The sequence below is a fragment of the Streptomyces sp. MP131-18 genome (genome assembly GCF_001984575.1).
GTDB classification, from domain to species: domain Bacteria; phylum Actinomycetota; class Actinomycetes; order Streptomycetales; family Streptomycetaceae; genus Streptomyces; species Streptomyces johnsoniae.
The window spans coordinates 960,658-962,221 of sequence record NZ_LZNS01000001.1 but is presented as its reverse complement, the minus strand read 5'-3'; the positions used below and the strand labels follow the sequence as shown (position 1 = coordinate 962,221).

At 70.8% G+C, this 1,564-nt stretch carries 1 protein-coding gene; it reads left to right on the top strand.

From position 1 onward, the window contains the following. A partial coding sequence (locus tag STBA_RS04020) for a polyketide synthase (RefSeq protein WP_143659621.1) occupies window positions 1–1,564 on the top strand: 1,564 nt, incomplete at both ends.

Here is a 1,564-nt window from a genome sequence, read left to right as displayed (position 1 = left end):
CGTGGGTGCGGAGTCCGAACTTCCGGAAAAAGCCCGGCCGGCGGCCACGTTCCTGGCCGAGGACGAGCCGATAGCGATCGTTGGGATGGCCTGTCGCTTCCCGGGTGAGGTGCGTTCTCCGGAGGACCTGTGGCGGTTGGTGGACGACGGAGGCGACGTGATGTCCGGCTTCCCGGCCGACCGGGGCTGGGACCTCGACGGGCTCTACCACCCTGACCCGGACCACCCCGGGACCACCTATGCCCGTGCGGGCGGGTTTCTTGAGGATGTCGGGAACTTCGACGCGGGGTTTTTCGGGATCTCGCCGCGTGAGGCGCTGGCGATGGACCCGCAGCAGCGGCTGCTGCTGGAAACGTCCTGGGAGCTTTTCGAACGATCCGGGATCAACCCGGCGTCCCTGAAGGGCAGCCCGACGGGCGTCTTTGTCGGCGGCACCGGCACCGGCTACGGCGCCTCGCCCCGGACGGCGCAGCAGGTGGAGGGTTACAGCCTCACGGGCGGGCTGACCAGCGTTATTTCCGGACGTGTGGCGTACACCTTCGGGCTTGAGGGTCCGGCGGTGACGGTGGACACGGCGTGCTCCTCCTCTCTCGTCGCTCTCCACCAGGCGGTCCAGGCCCTGCGCCTTGGCGAATGCACCATGGCCGTGGCCGGCGGTGTCACGGTGCTGGCCTCACCGGTCGGCTTCATCGAGTTCAGCCGGCAGCGGGGGCTGGCCGCGGACGGGCGGTGCAAGGCGTTCGCGGCCGGTGCGGATGGCACCGGCTGGGCCGAGGGTGTGGGGCTGCTGCTGGTGGAGCGGTTGTCGGATGCGCGGCGGAACGGGCATCGGGTGCTGGCGGTGGTGCGGGGTTCCGCGGTGAACCAGGACGGTGCGAGTAATGGTCTGACGGCGCCGAACGGTCCTTCGCAGCAGCGGGTGATCCGGCAGGCGCTGGCCAGTGCCCGGCTGGCGTCGAACGAGGTGGATGCGGTCGAGGCGCACGGTACGGGTACGTCGCTGGGTGACCCGATCGAGGCGCAGGCGCTGATCGCGACCTATGGCCAGGAGCGGGAGGCGGGGCGTCCGCTGTGGCTCGGCTCGGTGAAGTCCAACATCGGCCACACCACCGCGGCGGCGGGTGTCGCGGGTGTGATCAAGATGGTGATGGCGATGCGGCACGGGGTGCTGCCGCAGACGCTGCACGTGGATGAGCCGTCCGGCCACGTCGACTGGACCGCGGGTGCGGTGGAGCTGCTGACCGAGGCCAGGCCGTGGCCGGAGGCCGGCCACCCCCGCCGGGCTGGTGTGTCGTCGTTCGGTATCAGTGGGACGAACGCGCACGTGATCCTGGAGCAGGCGGAGCCGGGGGAGCAAGCAGATCCGGTGGAGCCAGTGGGGGGTTCGGCCGGGGGTGATGAGGGTGCCGGTGTGTCTGCGGCGGGTGTTGTGCCGTGGGTGCTGTCGGGGCGGTCGCCGGAGGCGTTGCGTGCTCAGGCCGAAAAGCTGGGGGCGTTCGTCCGCGAGCGGGACGCGGTTGACGTGCTGGCTGTCGCGCGGGCACTGAACGAGTCCCGGGCGGTG